We start from the raw sequence: 17,320 nt of genomic DNA, 5'->3' as shown, positions 1-17,320 counted from the left end.
GCTGAAAACCCAAGTCGCCATTATCGGCGCCGGTCCTTCCGGACTGTTGCTCGGCCAACTGCTGCATAACGCCGGCATCGAGACCTTTATTCTAGAGCGCCAGAGCGCTGACTACGTGCAAGGCCGCATCCGCGCCGGGGTGCTGGAGCAAGGCATGGTCGACCTGCTGCGCCAAGCCGGCGTTAGCCAACGCATGGATGCCGAAGGCCTGGTACATGATGGCTTCGAGCTCGCGCTCGACGGACATCTCACCCATATCGACCTCAAGGCGCTGACCGGCGGCCAATCGGTGATGATCTACGGCCAGACCGAAGTCACCCGCGACCTGATGGCCGCCCGCGCGGCTGCCGGCGCGGTTACGCTCTACGACGCGCGTGACGTGCAGCCCCATGATCTCAAAAGTGATCGACCCTGGCTGACCTTCGAACACCAGGGCGAGGCGTTCCGTCTGGAATGCGACTACATCGCCGGCTGTGATGGCTTCCACGGCGTGGCGCGTCAGTCGATCCCCGCTGAATCACTGAAAATCTTCGAGCGCGTGTACCCCTTTGGTTGGCTGGGCATTCTCGCCGACACCCCGCCGGTGCACGACGAACTGGTGTACGCCAAACACCCCCGCGGCTTTGCCCTGTGCAGCATGCGATCGCCGACCCGCAGCCGCTATTACCTGCAAGTGCCGGCTGAAGAACCGTTGGATGAATGGTCGGATGCACGCTTTTGGGCTGAGCTGAAAACCCGCCTGCCCAGCAGCCTGGCCGAGCAGTTGGTCACCGGGCCGTCGATTGAAAAGAGCATCGCGCCGTTGCGCAGTTTTGTGGCTGAACCGATGCAGTACGGGCGCCTGTTCCTGCTGGGTGACGCTGCGCATATCGTGCCGCCCACCGGCGCCAAGGGCCTGAACCTGGCGGCCAGTGATGTGAGTACGCTATTTAGGATCATGCTCAAGGTGTATCGCGAGGGGCGCGTGGATTTGTTGGAGCGCTATTCCGCCATCTGCCTGCGCCGGGTGTGGAAGGCCGAACGGTTTTCCTGGTGGATGACCTCGATGCTGCATCAATTCCCGGAGGCGGACGGCTTCAGCCAGCGCATTGCCCAGAGCGAACTGGAGTACTTCATCCACTCCGAAGCCGGGCGCAAAACCATCGCGGAAAATTACGTCGGGCTTCCTTACGAGGCTATCGAATAGCCTGCTATCGTATTGAGCATTGCCGTGGGCCGACTTTTCCCACGGGCCTTGCTTGAAGGTTCTGTCGTGACTCAGCTCAATCAGCCCGCGCCGCCGCTTCCCGCGGTGCGCAGTATTCTCGCCTCGTTGATGATGGCGATCTTCCTCGGCGCACTGGACCAGACCATTGTCGCCGTGTCCATGCCCGCTATCTCCGCGCGGTTCCACGACGTCAACCTGCTGGCCTGGGTGATCTCCGGCTACATGGTGGCAATGACAGTGGCGGTGCCGATCTACGGCAAGCTCGGCGACCTGTATGGGCGCCGGCCGATGATGCTGATCGGCATGGGCTTGTTCACCGTGGCGTCGCTGTTTTGCGGCATGGCGCAAAGCATGGAGCAGTTGGTGCTGGCACGGGTGCTCCAGGGGATTGGCGCTGGCGGCATGATCTCGGTGAGCCAAGCGATCATCGGCGACATTATTCCGCCCCGTGAACGTGGGCGTTATCAAGGCTATTTCAGCAGCATGTACGCAGTGGCCAGCGTGGCCGGTCCGGTGTTGGGCGGCTACATGACCGAGTACCTGTCGTGGCGTTGGGTATTCCTGATCAACCTGCCGCTGGGCGCCGGTGCCTGGCACTTGGCCCATCGCACCCTGGTGGGGCTGCCTGTGCCGCAGCGCAAGCCGATCATCGATTACCTCGGCACCGTGTTGATGATCGTTGGCCTGACCGCCCTGTTGCTGGGTATCACCGAAATTGGTCAGGGTCATCATTGGCGTGACAGTGGGGTGCTGGGGCTGCTGGCCTGCGCGCTGGTGGCATTGACGTTGTTCGTGTGGCACGAGCGCCGTGCGCGGGAGCCGTTGCTGCCGATGCACTTGTTCGCCAACCGCAGCGCGGTGCTGTGTTGGTGCACGGTGTTCTTCACCAGCTTCCAGGCGATTTCCCTGACGGTGCTGATGCCCCTGCGCTTTCAGACCGTGACCGGAGGCGGGGCCGACAGTGCCGCCTTGCACTTGTTGCCACTGGCCATCGGCTTGCCCATCGGCGCGTATTCCGCAGGGCGCATGACCTCGGTGACCGGGCGTTATAAACCGATGATCCTTGGCGGCGCACTGTTAAGCCCGCTGGCGATCCTGGGCATGGCCTTCAGCGCGCCCCAGGACGTAGTGCTTACCGGCGTGTTCATGTTGTTGTGCGGGATCGCCGGCGGGATGCAATTCCCCACCTCCCTGGTGGGCTCGCAAAACTCGGTGGAACAGCGCGACATCGGCGTCGCCACCAGCACCACCAACCTGTTCCGTTCCCTTGGTGGTGCGGTGGGCGTGGCGTGCATGTCGGCGCTGCTGCTGGCGTTGTTGCAGGATTCGAGCTTCGCTCACTTGGCCAGCGGTTCGCTGGTGGCCGAGGGCAGTTCCGGCAACGTGCTGTTGGATGGCCTGAACGCCGCTCCCGGCCCGGCGCAAGATGCACTGCGCGGGGAGCTGGCGGTGACGTTCCGACATTTGTTGATGGTGAGTGCGGCGGTCTCGTTGCTGGGGTTGGCGGCGGCGATTGCGATGCCTAACCGGGTGCTGCGTGGTCGGGAAGATAAAGTTAAGTAACTGACACGATAGCGATCAAAGTGTGGAAGGGGGCAAGTCGAACCGCCCCTCCCACATTTGACTGCATTCCAGTCCAGATCACGGGCTGTAGTAACCCACCGCAACCATGAAATGCCCGGCCTTGCGCACATAGGCATGCTTGTTCTCAATCTTGTCGGTCACCGGGTTTTTCCAGCGGTACTTGTATTCCCCCTGGTCCTGCTCCGCCATCAACTTGAGGATCGGCTCGCCCACCGGCTTGCCGTCCGGGTCCTTGATCTTGCTGAAGTCAGTGTTTACCAGCCGCAGGTTGGTGCCGTGCGCCACGTAACGTTGGGTGTTCAGGTCCACCACAAACACGTAGAGGTCATCCTGTAGGAAGCCGCCCTGCAATGAGTTGATGGCCTTGAGCGTACCGGGTTCATCCTTGAGCAGCGCGTTGACCGCTTTGTTGCGCAAGGCTCGCGCCTGTTCCGGCGTGGCCCGTGGAAGGTAGTAGCCCACGGCCAGGATGCGATCACCCACCCGCTGATAAAACACATGTTTGCGCTCTACCTTGCCGTCGTTCCAGTTCTGCCAACGGTAATCGGCCTGCTGGATACCCTGGTCTTCAGGCACCTTGAGGGCATCCTTGAATGACTTGCTCAGGTCCGGCCCCAATACCTCGTTAACGTCCCGGCCGATCAACGCGGAGGAGGGGCCGCCACTGGCCAGTAGCACGCCCTTGGTATCGATCACGAACACATAACGGTCCTGGTCGATAAATTCCCCCTGGCGGCTGAACACGGCGAGGGCTTTGTCGCCATTGGTCTTGTAGTAAGCCAGGGCTTTTTCCAGCAGGGCCTTGGCCGCCTGGGCGTCCTCATCCTGAGTCGTTTCGGCGTGCACCTGGCTGAAACACAACAGCAGCAGCCAGGTGATGCGGAGCAATCCCTTCATGTTCCGTCCTCGTTCTTATTGGTGTGACAAGAGCGTAGTCGGCCTTAGCTCACGGCGCTGCCAACCATTGGTCGACAATGCCCTGGTACACACCGGTCGCGACACTCAGGTGCAACCACTGGTCGACATAGCTTTTCCAGGCCACATCATCGCGGGGCAGCAAAAAGGCCTTTTCGCTGTACTGCATTTGCCGCTCAGGGTTGACCGCGCACAGCCCAGGTTTCTGCTTCTGCTGGTAACGGGCTTCGCTGGCGTCGGTGATCATTACGTCCGCCTTGCCGGCGAGCAGTTCGTCGAAGATGGTCACGTTGTCGTGCAGGCGGATCTGCGCCTGGCCCAAATGGGCGCGGGCAAACACTTCATTGGTACCGCCCGCCGGTTCGATCACGCGCACCTGTGGCTGGTTGATCTGCTCGACGGTCTGGTAGCGCTTTACATCGGCGCAGCGCACCAGCGGGATCTTGCCGTCAACGCCGAGGGACTGGCTGAAAAAGGCTTTTTTCTGACGCTCCAGCGACACCGAGATACCGCCCACGGCGATATCGCAGCGTTGGGCGAGGAAGTCCGGCATCAGGGTTTTCCAGGTGGTGGGCACCCAGGTGATTGTCGCATTGAGGCTCTTGGCCAGGGACTCGGCCATGGCAATATCGATGCCTTCATAAGTGCCATCTGCGCGCAGCTTGGTGTAGGGCGTGTAGTCGCCGGTCGTGCACACGCTGAGGGTGCCGCGCTGGAGCACGTCGTCGAGGCGTGACGGGGCAGTGTCGGCCAGGGCGCTGGTGGCCAGGCTCGCAAGTACACACAGGGCGAAGGGAGCTTTCATGCGGTCGAGTCCTTGGGGCATGGTCGGGGCGGTCATTATTTCCAGCGCGGGGCAGGGTGGCAAGGCGTGGCGAATGTTTAGCCTGGGTGTAACCAAACTCCGTCATCCCTGAATTTAATAGCGTATCCAGGCGTGTGAGGCTGCGGGCATCTTCATCACCGTGATTCTCCCATGGACGGTTCCGCCGCCACCCACCTCGCGACACTGCCGTCCATACTGGCGTTCTGGGCGCTGTTCCACTGTCGGCATGCGCGCCCGCCGGATGCCTTTCTCCTACGTTGATCTACCCCATGGATGACGCGGCCCCCTGCGCATCTGCCCGGCAGCGCCTGTGCGCCTGCCTGACGAACACGTATGAGAAACCCAATGAGCGATTTCGCGCGCCTGCAAGAAGCCCAGTCCTTCCTTGAGCAACACCCGGACATCGAGATGTTCGAGCTGTTTATCCTCGACAACAATGGTGTACCCCGCGGCAAGTTGCTGCACCGCGATGAACTGCTGGCGGTGTATGAAAGCGGCCGGCCCCTGCCCAGTACCATCCTCGGCCTGACCATCAATGGCGACGACGTGGAGAACTCCGGTCTGGTGTGGGAGGTGGGAGACATCGACTGCCGCGCCTATCCGGTCAGTGGCAGCCTGCAACCTATGCCGTGGCGGTTGATCCCGACCGCAGCGGTGCAAGTCAGCATGCACCCCACCGAAGGTTTGCCCGCCACCGTGGCCGACCCTCGGCATGTGCTGGCGAAGGTCATCGACGGGCTTAAAGCCGATGGCTATTACCCGGTGATGGCCGCCGAACTGGAGTTCTACTTGCTGGACCAGAAACCCGACAGCCACGGCCGCCCGCAACCGGCGCGGGATGTGGACGGTGGTCGCCCACGCTCGACCCAGGTCTACGGCCTGCGCGAACTGGAGCAGATCGAACCCTTCCTCGCCGACCTGTATAGCGCCTGCAAGCTCCAAGGCATCCCGGCGCGCACGGCGATCTCCGAATACGCTCCCGGCCAAGTGGAAATCACTCTGGAACACCGCGCCGACGCCCTGCAAGCCATGGATGAAGCGGTGCGCTACAAGCGTCTGGTCAAGGGCGTGGCACACAAACACGGGATGGCTGCCTGCTTCATGGCCAAGCCCTTCGACGACCTGGCGGGCACCGGCATGCACATGCACGTCAGCCTGGCGGATGCCCAAGGCAATAACCTGTTCGCCAGCGAGGCTGCCGACGGCACGCCGCTGCTGCGCCAGGCCGTGGGTGGCATGCTCAGCACCTTGCTTGATTCGCTGCTGATGTTTTGCCCCAACGCCAACTCCTATCGCCGCTTCCAAACCAACAGCTATGCGCCCCTGGCCGCCACGTGGGGCGTGGACAACCGCACCGTCAGCCTGCGCGTGCCCGGTGGCCCGGCAAATTCCCGGCATATCGAACACCGCATCTGCGGCGCTGACGCCAACCCATACCTTGCCGCTGCCGCGATCTTGGCGGGTATTCATCGCGGGATCCGCGAACAGCGCGACCCGGGCGCACCAGTGGAAGGCAACGGCTACGCCCAGGCCACGGAATTTCTGCCCACCGACTGGCTCACCACCCTGCGCGCGCTGGAAGCTTCAAGCTGGGCGCGCGAGACGTTTGGCAGTGAGTTCCTGGGGGTGTACCTGGCGGTGAAGCGCGCTGAGTATCGGCAGTTCATGGGCGAGGTGGGCGAACAGGATTGGCGTTGGTATCTGCATCAAGCCTGAATGGATTGAAGGGCGTGGAGGCTTCGACCTTTTTTTTCACGTTGCGGTGGTTAAGCTGCGAATCAAGGTCGTTCACCACTGTTTAAATCCAATGAGCCCGTGATGTCGCCACAACCACCATCCTCCATCGAGATCGAATACGCAGAGCGCTGTGGCCTTGAACATGCCAAGGTCTGTGCGGACACGCGCCCACCCGGAATGCTGCGGCGCCTTGCGTCATGGCGCGACGAGTGGTTGGTTCGCCACGCACTCAAGGTTGCCGGCGAACCGGGGCTGATCCTCGACCTGGCCTGCGGCTCGGGACGGTTCTGGCCGGTATTGGCCGAGCATATCAACCGGGTGATCCTTGCCTCGGACAACTCCCAGGACATGCTCGACCATGCGCGCACCCACCATCCGGCGACGCTGCTAAAGCGGATCAAAACCTTTCAGGGTTCGGCGTTTTCCATCGGTTTGTCGGCGAATGCGGTGGACTGCATCTTTTGCCTGGAGTTATTTCGCCATGTGCCCAGCAGCGAAGGACGTCTGGCGTTGCTGCGGGAGTTTCACCGCGTCAGCCGCGATACGGTGATTGTCTCGGTCAATTCGCGAACGGCGGTAGACGACGAGTTTCGTCAGGCTGGTTTCAAGGTCCTTAACCAGCAGGAATTCATGCCCGGCTCCAGCCTGTGGCGCGTCTATGTGCTTCGTAAGAAAGGATAACTCTGGCCTGTAGGGCTATTCTTCATCCCCTGTCTGAGTTTTCATGGTTGCCAGTGCACTGCGGATGCTCGCTAGCCTCTTTCGCGATATATACTGCGCGCCATTCTTCAAGGGAGAGCCGTGTGGCCATCGATATTCACTGGATCTGCGACAACGATAGCCTCGGCCAGCATTGCGCCGAATGGCAGCAGTTGCCATTCGTCGCCCTCGACACCGAATTCATGCGGGTCGACACCTTTTATCCCATTGCCGGGCTGATCCAGATTGGTGATGGCGTACGCGCTTACCTGATCGATCCCCTGACCATCGACAACTGGAAACCCCTCGCCGAACTGCTGGAAAACCCTGCAGTGATCAAGGTAGTGCACGCCTGCAGCGAAGACTTGGAAGTGTTGCTGCGCCTGACTGGCAGCCTGCCAGTGCCGTTGTTCGACACCCAATTGGCCGCCGCTTACCTGAATCTCGGTTTCTCCATGGGCTACTCGCGCCTGGTACAAGCCGTACTCGACATCGAGCTGCCCAAGGGCGAGACCCGCTCGGACTGGCTGCAGCGGCCGTTGTCCGAGACCCAGATCAGCTACGCCGCCGAAGACGCGGTACACCTGGCCGAGGTCTACATTCGCCTGCGGCCGCAGCTATCAGACGATAAATATGCCTGGGTGCTGGAAGATGGCGCCGAACTGGTGGCCAACCTGCGCCGGGAAGTCGACCCGTACGAGGTGTACCGCGACGCCAAGCTGGCGTGGAAACTGTCCCGCGCCCAACTCGCCGTACTGCGTGAACTGTGCGCCTGGCGCGAGCAGCAAGCCCGCGCCCGTGACCTGCCGCGCAACCGCATCGTTCGTGAACACTCGTTGTGGCCCCTGGCCAAATCCCAGCCGGATAACCTCGCCGCTCTGGGCAAGATCGAAGACATGCACCCGCGCACCGTGCGTCAGGATGGCCAGTTCCTGCTGGACCTGATCAAACGTGCCGGCAGCGTGCCCGCGGACCAATGGCCGCCGGCTGTGGCTGAACCGCTGCCGGTGGATGCCGCCACGCTGATCAAGCAACTGCGCGCCCTGGGCCAGACATTCGCCGAACGCCTGGAAATGGCGCCGGAACTGATGCTGCGCAAGAAAACCCTCGAAGCCCTGGTTAAAAGTGGCTACCCCGATGGGCCTTATAAATTGCCAGACTCGCTGCGTGGCTGGCGCCGCGAGTTGATGGGCCAGGCGCTGCTCGACAGCCTGGCCACTGCCGGAGAACAGCCTTGAAACGTATTTGCTCCATCTACCGCAGCTTGAAAAAAGACGGCATGTACCTCTACGTGCTCAAGAGCGATGCACTTGAGCGCGTGCCGGAGCCATTGATGGTCGCTTTCGGCAAGCCGCACCACGCCTTCGACATGGTGCTGACACCAGAGCGCAAGCTGTCGCGCGAAGACATCGTCGTGGTCCTGGAAAACCTCGATAAGCAGGGCTACCACCTGCAAATGCCGCCGGCCGAGGACGAGTACATCGAGCACTTGCCCGAAGAGCTGCTGCGTCGTAACGACCCGATGTAATCGGTCAGTGCCCGCTTCAGGGCACAGGTTTCAATGGAATCGTATTAGTGGGCGGTGGCCGTAAGGAAGCGGGCGGCCGTCTGCACTGTTTTTGAAAGGTTTGAACCATGCGTGTTCTGATTGCTGAACAGGATCACCCGCTCTACGCCCAACTGCTCAATGACGTGGCGCCGGACCTTGAGGTGCTCACCAGTGGCGACTCGGCCGAACTGTCTCGTCTGGCCGCCGATTGCCCGGTCTGGCTTGGCCAACCGGACCTGCTGGCCACTCTGTTGCGCCAGGGCCACCAACCACAATGGCTGCAATCGACTTGGGCCGGTATCACGCCCCTGCTAGCCGAAGGCTTGCCCCGCGACTATCGCTTGACCCGCGCCGTCGGTATTTTTGGCCAGGTCATGGCCGAGTTTGTCCTCACGTATATGCTCGGCCACGAACGCGAAGTACTGGCGCGCTTGGTCAGCCAGGTCGAGCGCAAGTGGGACAGCCGCACCGGCCAGAGCCTGGCGGGGCGTAAGGTGTTGATTGTGGGCACCGGCGATATTGGCCAGAGTGTGGCTGAGTTTCTGGTGCCGTTTGGCGTCAAGCTCTATGGCATTGCCAGTACTGAGCGTGAACAGGCCCCGTTTATCGAAGTGGCCGGGCTTGATCAGATCGGGCGTCTGGTCGGTGAGGTGGACTACGTGATCAACCTGCTGCCCAACACGCCGAACACCCATGACCTGTACGACGCCGCGCTGTTCAAGCAATTCAAACCGACGGGCTTGTTTATCAATGTCGGCCGTGGTGTGGCGGTGGTGGATGCTGATCTGGTCGAAGCCCTGAAGGAAGGGCACCTGGCCGGCGCAGTGATCGACGTATGTCGCCAGGAGCCACTGCCGCAGCGTCATCCATTCTGGACCGCCTGGGGGTTGCTGTTGACCGGGCACAGTTCCGCACCCACGTCGCCGCCGATGATGGTGGAGTTGTTCTTGGAAAATATCCGCGCGTATAAGGCCAAGCAGGCATTACGCGGAGAAGTGGATTTCGAGCGCGGGTACTGACGCCACCGCGCCGCTCGCTAGGCCTACATAAAACCTGACAGTCAGGATGGAACCGCATTGACGGCGCGTTCCACCCAAGGGCCGCAAAGGGCGCAAGGTCGCGCCTTTAACGGACTCCTTTGGCTAAGGACAGGTATTTCCATGACGCCCCTTATTTCCCCCGCTGTTCAGCCGCGCCCGATGGCGCCCGCCCACCACAATGACGTAACCCGCACCCCCGACCGCGAGCCTGACCCGTCGCGTCCGGTCGATGTCCCTGCACCGCTTGAAGACTTGTCCGGCTTTGACCTGACGCGTAGCGACCATTGGGGGCAACCGCCTTCGGTCGTCATCCAACGATTGGCCAGCCATTTACTCGAAAAAGGCGGTGCCAGCGTTCAAGCAGCCCACCAGGCCGCGTATCGCTTACTGATCAATTCCGCACCTGAATATTTGGTCAAGGACATTCCCGCCAGCGTGACCTGCGCCAGTGTGCTCTGGGCTCAGTTGGCGATGGCTGTGGGCAGGATCGAAGCCCACGCGCCAGGCCGCACGCGCGGTATGGGGTATGCCGAAATTTTGCTGAACGCCGAATCGCTCACCCTTGACGCTGCCACTCGCCAGCGCATCGATGGGCAGGCCCTGACGGAGTGGGGCGTGGCCAACGGTGTGCTGACCCGCACCGATGAGATGCCATCGGCCAGTGCAATGGAGCGCCTGAGGGCGGCCTACAACGAACAGCTCAGCGCGCTGAAAAGCACCAGCGCCCTCCTGCAAACGCCAATCCCCAGCCGCAAAGCCATGGCGCTGGCCCTGCTTGAGCGGGCGTTTCCTGACGTCGACCCGAGCCTCTTCGAAGTCAGGCATTTTCAAAAGGCCAGGCTCACTAAAGGGCGCCCAGGCATCCATCCCGGCTCACGCTCTATGCTGGATATCGTCATGCACGGCGGCCCATTGGCGACCGATGAGCATTGGGTGAGTAATAACAAACGCCTGCCCATTGACCGTTTTTGCAGCCTTTACCAACAAGGCAAGCTGGAGGTCGCCAGCGCATTCACGAAGGCCTACGACCAGGCGATCAGCGCCCATCAAACCGGGCAACAGAGTCGTGTGCGGCAGATGATCGCCACGTTGCCCCTGGAGGACCGCAATAACCTGGAGTTCGGCAAGCTCGAATTCTTCCACACCAACCAGTACACAATCGCCAAAGACCTGTTTACTCCGCCGGCGCTGCACGTGCGCGGCCATACGCTGGAGGTGAAGGCGACTCGAAACGGCGAGGTCAATCTCTATACCCTCGACACGCGAAACGGCACCGTTGAGAAAGAAAACTTTCTATTGCGCCGACGTACTCCGCCTTACACCGCTGCGAATATGGAGTCGCGCGAGGCGAATATTCTTTCTAGAACCGTTCAGTTTGAGCCAGGCAGCGATTTCCCGGCGCAACCCCAGGGCACCCAAGCCTCTGACAGTCTCAACTCGCGGCGCAGCCATGCCATTGCTGATGTGTTCGTCAAATCCCTCGACCTGAACAACGACGATCTGATGAACGAGGCCCGGGGCCTGACGTCCTTTGATCGGGACAGCGCCCGCAATGAAGCCATTGGCGAATTCTTCCTGAACTTGATCCCGTTGCGCTCGGCTATCGTCAACTTCCAAAACGGCAACATTGGGCAGGGCGTGTTCGACCTGGGCCTGGATGCGGTTGGCCTGGTTACGTTGGGCGCCGGCAAAGCCGTGCAGGCGGGTAAGGTGCTGGGCGGCGCCTTGACCACTGCGCGCCAGGCGGCCAAGGCGGTGAGGTTTGTTGGCGCAACGGCGGTGGAGGCCTTCAACCCCTTGAGCGGCGTCGGCGATCTGCTGGTGAGCGGCGGCAGGTGGGTGACCAGGGGCAGTGCTTCTGCCGGTGAGCTGAGCAACGGGCTGTTTCGTTATTACAGGGCACCGGAGTCGAGCCTCGCCGGGCTCTCGCGCAATAATCAGGGCGTGTACGTTGCTGCCGACGGCCATCGCTCGTATGTGCGCCATCTCGACGCGTCCGGCCAGGCTGGCGTTTATGAGGTCCGGCAGGTGTCCCGCGGCGCGGACGGCAGCGTGCAGGCGCGGGTGTACCACAACAACCGGCAAACTCCGTTGTTACTCGAACGTGTGCAGGATGACCAATGGCGGCGACTGGGTGCGCGGGGCGGCCAGCCGGTTGCGGTCAAAGCCGATCTCGGCCCCGAAATCGGCCGTGGGGGCGAAGGCGTGGTGTATACAAGCCTCGACGGTAAGAGTGTTTATAAAGATTTGGGGCCGACCCGCTTGACCTCGGTAGAGGGCTACGTCGACATGGAAGTGGTCAATTTGAACAAGTACTACGGAGAGGGCTTTGCCGAGGTATTGATCGAGGACGGCCGCAAATACATAAAGATGGGCAAAATTGACGGGGTTGATCTTGCCCATGTCGAAAAAGGCAGCCTGCCCGCCGAAGCACGTTCGTTACTCGACGACGCGGTAGCGCAAATGGAGGCCAGGGATATTTTTCATAACGACCCGCAGTTGAGTAACTTCATGTACTCAAAAACAGACAACAAGCTCTATCCCATCGACATGAACGGTATGCCCGCCGAGTTCATGGTACCGGCGGTCAAGAACGTGTATGACCGGCAAATCACGCAGCTGCGCTCGGCGTTCAGCGAACTGATCGCCCGGTAGTCCTCAAGAGACACCCTGCCGCGTTCAGGCGGCAGGGTACTGGCTGTCAGAGGCCGAAATCACCCTCGGACACCAGCTCGCTCAGCGGCTTGCGCGGGCTCGGCACTTCACGCCCTTGCAGGTACTCCGGCAGGGTCGACTTGTCTCCCAGCTTGCCAACGGCCACGGCTGCGTGCAGCGCGTAACCTTCCGGAATCTTCAACTCCTTGCGTGTCAGCTCCTGATCGAAACCGGCCATGCCGTGGGTGTGCCAGCCACTGAGGCTGGCTTGCAGTGCCAGGTGGCCCCAAGCAGAGCCAGTGTCGAAGGTGTGCCACAGCGCCGGGGTTTCTTCGGTGGCACCGGGAGCGACAAAGTCGGTTTTCGAGGCGATGATCACCAGGGCCGAGGCATGCTGCGCCCAGCCGCGGTTGAATTCATTGAGCAGGCCCAGGAAACGTTCCCAGTCCGGCGTGTCGCGGCGCGCGTAGAGAAACCGCCACGGCTGCGAGTTGTAGGCCGACGGCGCCCAGCGTGCAGCTTCGAAGAAACTCAGCAGCGTCTCTTTCGAGATGCTCTCGCCGGTGAAGGCGCGGGGCGACCAGCGGTCGGTGAACTGGGTGTGGATCGGATAGTCGGCAACACGTGTCATGAGCAGGTCCTGATCGTCAATTCGGCGCTCAAAGCTACTGCGCGCCCGCTAGACTGACAAGTGTTGTAACACCGCCAGTCGTAAGCGCTTGGTTCCAAGGGGCTTGGGCACTAGACTGGCGGCCTTTTCACCTACCGATACTGATGCAGAGCCATGGCCGCCAAAGTCGAACCTTTCTGGATACGCAAAACCCTTGAACACCTCGACCAGGAGGAGTGGGAGTCATTGTGCGACGGCTGTGGCCTGTGCTGCCTGCAAAAGCTTGAGGATGAAGACGACAACAGCGTCTATTACACCCGTATCGCCTGCAAACTGCTGGACCTGAAAACCTGCCAGTGCACCGACTACCCCAACCGCCGCGCCTCGGTGCCCGACTGCATCCAGCTAACCCCAGGCCAGGCCGATCAGTTCAAATGGCTGCCGCCCACCTGCGGCTACCGCCTGGTCAGCGAGCGCAAGGATTTACCGCTGTGGCACCACCTGGTCTGTGGCGACCGCGACGCCGTGCACCACGAACGCATTTCCCAGTCTGGACGCATGCTCAGCGAAGGCAGCGTGCCTGAAGACGACTGGGAGGATTACCTGATCTTCCGCGCAGGCTGAAAAAGGAGTGTGTATGAAGGTGGGAACCCAGCTGGCGGCATGCCTGGTGCTGCTGGCGCTGAGCATGCCTGCGTGGTGCGCCAGGAAAGTCGACCTGGATTATCACGTTAAATTGCTGCCCCAGAGCGATCAGGCTGAAGTACGCCTGAGCCTGTCACAAGGCTCGGCCGTGCGCAGCCTGGACTTTGACCTGGGCCCGGCAGGCAGTTACAGCGACTTCAAGGCCGACGGCCAGTGGAAGGTCAGTGGCCAGCGGGGCGTGTGGCAGCCCAGCGCCGACAAGGCCAGTCTGACCTATCGCGTGCACCTCACCCAGGCGCGCAAGCCGGGCAGCTATGAAGCACGTATGACTGCGAGTTGGGCGCTGTTTCGCGGCGAAGACCTGGTGCCGACCGCGCGGCTCGACCAGCAGGACGGCGTCGAGTTGATCTCGCGCCTGGTGTTCGAATTGCCTGCGGGCTGGAAAAGCGTCGAAACCGCCTGGCCCCGTATCGGCAAGAATAAATTTCGCATCGACAACGTTTCCCGCCTGTTCGACCGGCCCACCGGCTGGATGCTCGCGGGCACGCTTGGCAGTCGCCGCGTGCGCCTGGGCGAAACCGAAGTCACCGTGGCGTCGCCCAAGGGTCAGGCCATGCGCCGCATGGACGTGCTGACGTTGCTGACCTTTGTCTGGCCCCAGGTCGAAGCCGCGTTCCCGCGTCATCCGGCAAAGCTGTTGGTGGTGGGCGCCAGTGATCCGATGCGCCGTGGCGTGTTCTCGGCGCATGACTCGATCTACCTCAACAGCCGCACACCGCTGGTCAGCGAAAACGGCAGCAGCCCGTTGATTCGTGAAGTAGTGCAGGCGATTGGACGTTTCAACGATCACGACACCAGTGACTGGATCAGCGAAGGGCTTGGGGAGTATTACGCCATCGAACTGGTGCGCCGTGCCGGTGGGATCACCGATGAGCGGTATCAGGCGATACAGGCGCGGTTGAGCAAGGAGGGCAAAGATGTCACGACGCTACGCGGCGAGCATGTCAGTGGTGCAACCGTGTCGCGGGCAGTGGTGATATTGCAGGAGCTGGACAGCGAGATTCGGGTGAAAACCCATAATAAACGCTCGCTGGATGACCTCGCGCAAGCGGTGATGCGGGCGAACAGCATTACGACGGCGGAGTTCGTGCAGCTGGCTGAGAGCATTATTGGCGAGTCGTCGGTGGTGCTGGATACCAAGCTACTGCGCTGATTTTCAACCTCTGCATCAATCAACATGTGGAGGGGGCTTGCTCCCGATAGCGCTGATTCAGTCACAACATGTGCTGACTGACATTCTGCTATCGGGAGCAAGCCCCCTCCCACTTTTGGATCTCTAACCTACCGAAAGCCAGGTTCAGCCTGTGGTTTTCACAGCTTTCTCAGCCGCCACTTCAGCCTTGGTCTTCAGGTTTTTCAGCTCTGCACCCGCACGCTCGATCTTCGTACGCACGCTGTTCATTTCCTGGCGACCCTGTTCCAGCTTGTCCTTGAGCGAGCTGTGCCCGGTAAAACCACGGGCCAGTGCCACACCGCCAATCGCCACCTGGATCAAACCGAAAATCCCGCCACGGCGCAGGCCTTTGCCGAGCATTATCACGCCACCGGCCACCGAGCCGATGCGTTCCCAGCCGTGGACGTTTTGCGTCGGCTGGCTCTGGAAGGGCGTGTGCTCGATGATAGGTCGCACGTTTTTGCTGTCGCTCATGATCTGTCTCCAACAAGGGCAAGTGTAAGTAGCTGACTGCTGGCGGGCGTCGGATGTTCCCAAAAAATCAATACTTGGGGCCCGAACGGGTGTTGTTGCCCTTGGCCAGGCGGTCATAGAGCACCACGTTGACCGTGGCGGCCAAGTTCATGCAGCCGGTGGTCGGGATGTAGACCACGTCTTCGCACCAGTCCCGGATCTCCTTATCCAGCGAGCCGTCTTCCGGGCCGAAGATATACAGCGCGCGGTCGGGGTGGGTGTACTCGGGCAGGGGACGGGCGCCCTCCACCAGTTCCACGGCGACGGGGATACAGCCCAGGGGCAGGATTTTTTTCAGGTCATCGATGCCGATCAGCGGAATATCGTGATGGACCTTCTTGGTGTCGGTGATGAAGTCCCGGGCGCGCTCGTAACGCACGCCGGTGTAGAACACCGAGGCCACGCCGTAGCAACCGGCGGCACGCATGACCGAGCCGACGTTTTCGGGGGATTTGGGGTTATACAGACCGATGCAGCTGTAGCGTTTATTGCCCACGGGGAAGGGTGCCTTGGAGAAAAGCGGCGATTATACGGCTTGAAGGTGATGTATTGCTTGGGCTAACGCTATCGGGAGCAAGCCCCCTCCCACATTTTGAGTTGTGAACACTTTCAAATGTGGGAGGGGGCTTGCTCCCGATGATGCCAGGACAGGCGACAACACTCTTCAGTCGTCTTTCTTCATCAACCCCGCCAGCGCCGCAAACGGGTTATGCGTGGCCTTGGCAATCGTCGGGCTGCTGGTGGAGCCTTCGCCGAAGTACTGCTGATCGGTGTAGCGCGAGTGTTCGTTGTCGTGGCAGTACAGGCACAACAACTCCCAGTTGGAGCCGTCCTGAGGGTTGTCATCATGATTGTGGTTGCGGTGGTGTACGGTGAGTTCGCTCAGGCGCTTGCCGGCGAATTCACGGGCGCAGCGGCCGCACACGTGGGGGTACATCTTGAGGGCTTTGTCGCGGTAGCCCATTTCCCGGTCGCGCTGGGCATCGGCGAGGATGCGGTCCAGCTTGGCGGTGTGGGAGGGCGGGTTGGTCGAGCTCATCATGGCTCCTGGCTATTTTGTGGGTCACGGATAACGTTGATTCTAGCCGTCGGCGGGCGTTTGTAGTATCGGTTCATTCATTTCACAAGGATCTGAAACCTATGCGTTGGTACACATGGACAATTGCACTGCTTTTCTGCGCGCTGGCGGCTCAAACCCAAGCGTTTTCGACGCCCAAGCCCGGGCAGGTGATTGAGGTCACCCTTGAACAGTTGCACCCGACCCAGGCCGTGGTGGGTTTCGACCAGATCTACTACAGCCTCGGGCTGTTCGCCGACAAACCCACCAAAGCCTTCGATGAATACTGCGAAACCAACGGCCAGGGCGAGGCCGACAAGGTGCCCAAGAACGCCAGCCTGCTTGCACCTTCCAGTTTCACGTGCAAAGACCCGGTAGGCACTCATCCCGAGGACATGAAAACCGTGGTGGTCGGCCCTGGTGGCCAGTTGTACCTGACCGACGGTCACCACAGTTTCACCACCCTTTGGCAAACGCCGGGTGGCGGCCCTCAGTTGAAAATGTGGGTCAAGGTGACTGACGATTTCAGCAACAGCCCAGACCTCGCCACCTTCTGGCAGCGTATGGAAGCGGCGCGCAAGGTCTGGCTCAAGGACAATCGGGGCCAGACCCTGCCGCCTACGCAACTGCCTGCTCACCTGGGCTTCAAGAATCTTCAGGACGACACCTTCCGCAGCCTGGTGTATTTCACCCGCAAGGCCGCCTATGGCAAACCGGATGGCGGCGAGATCGCCCCGGAATTCCTGGAGTTCTATTGGGGTAACTGGCTGCGCACGCAGATTGATCTGGGCCAGTACAACCTGGACAAAAAAGGCGGCTACAAGGATGCGATCGAAGCAGTCGCCAAGCGCATGGTCAGCCTGGCGCCGGGATCACCGGTGGGAGGCAGCGGTTTTACCGCCCAGCAACTGGGTGGGATGACCCAACTGGATCGCGATGAGCTGCAGAAGACCTTCGACAAAAAAGTCCCGTACGTGATCGACTACCGCAAATCCCACAACTGACAGGGATCAAAATATGGCAGGGGGCTTGCCCCGATAGCGTAGTGT

17 protein-coding genes are annotated in these 17,320 nt (G+C 61.0%); 11 read left to right on the top strand and 6 right to left on the bottom strand.

The window, feature by feature from the left end:
• Position 1: 1 nt before the first annotated feature.
• Positions 2-1,186, top strand: coding sequence for a 4-hydroxybenzoate 3-monooxygenase (pobA, locus tag AB4N82_RS02625; RefSeq protein WP_178075188.1), 1,185 nt, complete (start codon positions 2-4; stop codon positions 1,184-1,186).
• A 66-nt stretch (positions 1,187-1,252) separates the two neighbouring features.
• A complete protein-coding gene (locus AB4N82_RS02620) occupies positions 1,253-2,770 on the top strand; it encodes an MDR family MFS transporter (RefSeq protein WP_460104333.1) in 1,518 nt (505 codons plus the stop codon).
• Between the two features lie 78 nt (positions 2,771-2,848).
• Here the strand turns inward: AB4N82_RS02620 and AB4N82_RS02615 are convergent, their stop codons facing one another.
• Positions 2,849-3,688, bottom strand: a complete 840-nt coding sequence (locus AB4N82_RS02615) for a cache domain-containing protein (RefSeq protein WP_122764916.1) — start codon at positions 3,686-3,688, stop codon at positions 2,849-2,851.
• 49 nt (positions 3,689-3,737) lie between these two features.
• Positions 3,738-4,511, bottom strand: coding sequence for a transporter substrate-binding domain-containing protein (locus AB4N82_RS02610; RefSeq protein WP_122764917.1), 774 nt, complete (start codon positions 4,509-4,511; stop codon positions 3,738-3,740).
• Positions 4,512-4,877: 366 nt separating this feature from the next.
• Here AB4N82_RS02610 and AB4N82_RS02605 point away from each other — a divergent pair, with 366 nt between their 5' ends.
• The 6 genes from AB4N82_RS02605 (at position 4,878) to AB4N82_RS02580 (ending at position 12,212) form a co-directional block, all read left to right on the top strand.
• Positions 4,878-6,248 carry a glutamine synthetase family protein gene (locus AB4N82_RS02605; protein WP_095184092.1) on the top strand — a complete coding sequence of 457 codons (1,371 nt, stop codon included), beginning with the start codon at positions 4,878-4,880 and terminating at the stop codon, positions 6,246-6,248.
• Positions 6,249-6,350: 102 nt separating this feature from the next.
• Positions 6,351-6,950, top strand: a complete 600-nt coding sequence (locus tag AB4N82_RS02600) for a class I SAM-dependent methyltransferase (protein ID WP_032888714.1) — start codon at positions 6,351-6,353, stop codon at positions 6,948-6,950.
• 122 nt (positions 6,951-7,072) lie between these two features.
• Positions 7,073-8,206, top strand: a complete 1,134-nt coding sequence (rnd, locus tag AB4N82_RS02595) for a ribonuclease D (protein ID WP_099601387.1) — start codon at positions 7,073-7,075, stop codon at positions 8,204-8,206.
• The gene (locus tag AB4N82_RS02590) at positions 8,203-8,496 is read left to right on the top strand and encodes a YcgL domain-containing protein (protein ID WP_032888718.1); all 294 of its coding nucleotides are present in this window, start codon (positions 8,203-8,205) and stop codon (positions 8,494-8,496) included. Before rnd ends, AB4N82_RS02590 begins: the two co-directional genes overlap by 4 nt.
• Positions 8,497-8,603: 107 nt before the next feature.
• Positions 8,604-9,536, top strand: coding sequence for a D-2-hydroxyacid dehydrogenase (locus AB4N82_RS02585; RefSeq protein WP_032888721.1), 933 nt, complete (start codon positions 8,604-8,606; stop codon positions 9,534-9,536).
• Positions 9,537-9,677: 141 nt separating this feature from the next.
• Positions 9,678-12,212, top strand: coding sequence for an OspG family effector kinase (locus AB4N82_RS02580; protein ID WP_460104327.1), 2,535 nt, complete (start codon positions 9,678-9,680; stop codon positions 12,210-12,212).
• 46 nt (positions 12,213-12,258) lie between these two features.
• On the opposite strand, the gene AB4N82_RS02575 is transcribed toward AB4N82_RS02580, so the two are convergent.
• Positions 12,259-12,843 carry a nitroreductase family protein gene (locus AB4N82_RS02575; protein WP_032888724.1) on the bottom strand — a complete coding sequence of 195 codons (585 nt, stop codon included), beginning with the start codon at positions 12,841-12,843 and terminating at the stop codon, positions 12,259-12,261.
• 153 nt (positions 12,844-12,996) lie between these two features.
• On the opposite strand from AB4N82_RS02575, the gene AB4N82_RS02570 reads away from it, so the two are divergent.
• Together AB4N82_RS02570 and AB4N82_RS02565 are read left to right on the top strand one after the other, a co-directional pair.
• On the top strand, positions 12,997-13,446 hold the full coding sequence (locus AB4N82_RS02570; RefSeq protein ID WP_003172524.1) for a YcgN family cysteine cluster protein: 450 nt from the start codon (positions 12,997-12,999) through the stop codon (positions 13,444-13,446).
• A 13-nt stretch (positions 13,447-13,459) separates the two neighbouring features.
• On the top strand, positions 13,460-14,680 hold the full coding sequence (locus AB4N82_RS02565) for a M61 metallopeptidase family protein (RefSeq protein WP_095184095.1): 1,221 nt from the start codon (positions 13,460-13,462) through the stop codon (positions 14,678-14,680).
• 144 nt (positions 14,681-14,824) lie between these two features.
• Here the strand turns inward: AB4N82_RS02565 and AB4N82_RS02560 are convergent, their stop codons facing one another.
• The 3 genes from AB4N82_RS02560 to AB4N82_RS02550 all read right to left on the bottom strand — a co-directional run bounded on the left by AB4N82_RS02560 (position 14,825) and on the right by AB4N82_RS02550 (position 16,253).
• On the bottom strand, positions 14,825-15,175 hold the full coding sequence (locus AB4N82_RS02560; protein ID WP_122680196.1) for a YgaP family membrane protein: 351 nt from the start codon (positions 15,173-15,175) through the stop codon (positions 14,825-14,827).
• Between the two features lie 67 nt (positions 15,176-15,242).
• Positions 15,243-15,710, bottom strand: a complete 468-nt coding sequence (locus AB4N82_RS02555) for an RNA methyltransferase (RefSeq protein ID WP_003189607.1) — start codon at positions 15,708-15,710, stop codon at positions 15,243-15,245.
• A gap of 168 nt (positions 15,711-15,878) precedes the next feature.
• Entirely contained in the window at positions 15,879-16,253 is a 375-nt protein-coding gene (locus AB4N82_RS02550) for a YajD family HNH nuclease (RefSeq protein WP_003210675.1), read from the bottom strand.
• Between the two features lie 101 nt (positions 16,254-16,354).
• Between AB4N82_RS02550 and AB4N82_RS02545 the strand changes: the two genes are divergently transcribed.
• Entirely contained in the window at positions 16,355-17,275 is a 921-nt protein-coding gene (locus AB4N82_RS02545) for a ParB/Srx family N-terminal domain-containing protein (protein WP_122752642.1), read from the top strand.
• Positions 17,276-17,320: the final 45 nt, after the last annotated feature.

It is taken from the genome of Pseudomonas sp. H1_D04 (assembly GCF_054683855.1).
The sequence above is the reverse complement of the archived record's forward strand: the minus strand, read 5'-3'. Positions and strand labels throughout refer to the sequence as shown.

Coding starts and splice junctions, on each gene's coding strand:
- AB4N82_RS02615 (WP_122764916.1), bottom strand. CDS start 3,688: ATGAAGGGATTGCTCCGCATCACCTGGCTGCTGCTGTTGTGTTTCAGC.
- AB4N82_RS02610 (WP_122764917.1), bottom strand. CDS start 4,511: ATGAAAGCTCCCTTCGCCCTGTGTGTACTTGCGAGCCTGGCCACCAGC.
- AB4N82_RS02605 (WP_095184092.1), top strand. CDS start 4,878: ATGAGCGATTTCGCGCGCCTGCAAGAAGCCCAGTCCTTCCTTGAGCAA.
- AB4N82_RS02600 (WP_032888714.1), top strand. CDS start 6,351: ATGTCGCCACAACCACCATCCTCCATCGAGATCGAATACGCAGAGCGC.
- AB4N82_RS02585 (WP_032888721.1), top strand. CDS start 8,604: ATGCGTGTTCTGATTGCTGAACAGGATCACCCGCTCTACGCCCAACTG.
- AB4N82_RS02580 (WP_460104327.1), top strand. CDS start 9,678: ATGACGCCCCTTATTTCCCCCGCTGTTCAGCCGCGCCCGATGGCGCCC.
- AB4N82_RS02575 (WP_032888724.1), bottom strand. CDS start 12,843: ATGACACGTGTTGCCGACTATCCGATCCACACCCAGTTCACCGACCGC.
- AB4N82_RS02570 (WP_003172524.1), top strand. CDS start 12,997: ATGGCCGCCAAAGTCGAACCTTTCTGGATACGCAAAACCCTTGAACAC.
- AB4N82_RS02565 (WP_095184095.1), top strand. CDS start 13,460: ATGAAGGTGGGAACCCAGCTGGCGGCATGCCTGGTGCTGCTGGCGCTG.
- AB4N82_RS02560 (WP_122680196.1), bottom strand. CDS start 15,175: ATGAGCGACAGCAAAAACGTGCGACCTATCATCGAGCACACGCCCTTC.
- AB4N82_RS02550 (WP_003210675.1), bottom strand. CDS start 16,253: ATGAGCTCGACCAACCCGCCCTCCCACACCGCCAAGCTGGACCGCATC.
- AB4N82_RS02545 (WP_122752642.1), top strand. CDS start 16,355: ATGCGTTGGTACACATGGACAATTGCACTGCTTTTCTGCGCGCTGGCG.